Origin of the sequence: Streptomyces sp. SID13726 (assembly GCF_010548375.1) — a bacterium.
Lineage (GTDB): Bacteria > Actinomycetota > Actinomycetes > Streptomycetales > Streptomycetaceae > Streptomyces.
The window spans coordinates 1-384 of sequence record NZ_JAAGLY010000875.1 but is presented as its reverse complement, the minus strand read 5'-3'; the positions used below and the strand labels follow the sequence as shown (position 1 = coordinate 384).

Annotated in this window: 1 pseudogene; it reads right to left on the bottom strand. The window is 72.4% G+C overall.

Going from position 1 to position 384, the window contains the following annotated elements:
* A pseudogene (locus G3I78_RS50760) lies at positions 1–384 on the bottom strand (hypothetical protein); the annotation flags it as partial.

Below are 384 nucleotides of genomic sequence, written 5' to 3'. Positions count from 1 at the left end.
GTTCTGCGGGGTGACGGTGCTGGAGAGCGAGAAGTCCTGGCTGTTGTCGTCCGTGTCCGCGAAGCCGGTGCGGTTGATCGACGCCGGCACGTTGTTGGCCGACGGCGCGGGGCTCATGGCGGTCTCGAACGTGCTCGACGTCCCGTACCCGACGAGGTCCACGACGTTCGCGGCACCCGCGGCGTTCCCCGCGGGCAGCGTGACCGCCGAGGTGGAGCGCACGAGCGCGAGGGTGCCCGTCGTGCCCGACGGGTTGAGGCCCCCGGTCGCGTCCGGCGTCGGCAGCTCCGCGCCGTTCGAGCCGTTGGAGCCGCCCTGCACGAGGAAGTAGCCTCCGGGCGCGACGGTTCCGGTCAGCGGCGTTACGCCGGTGAAGGCTCCCGT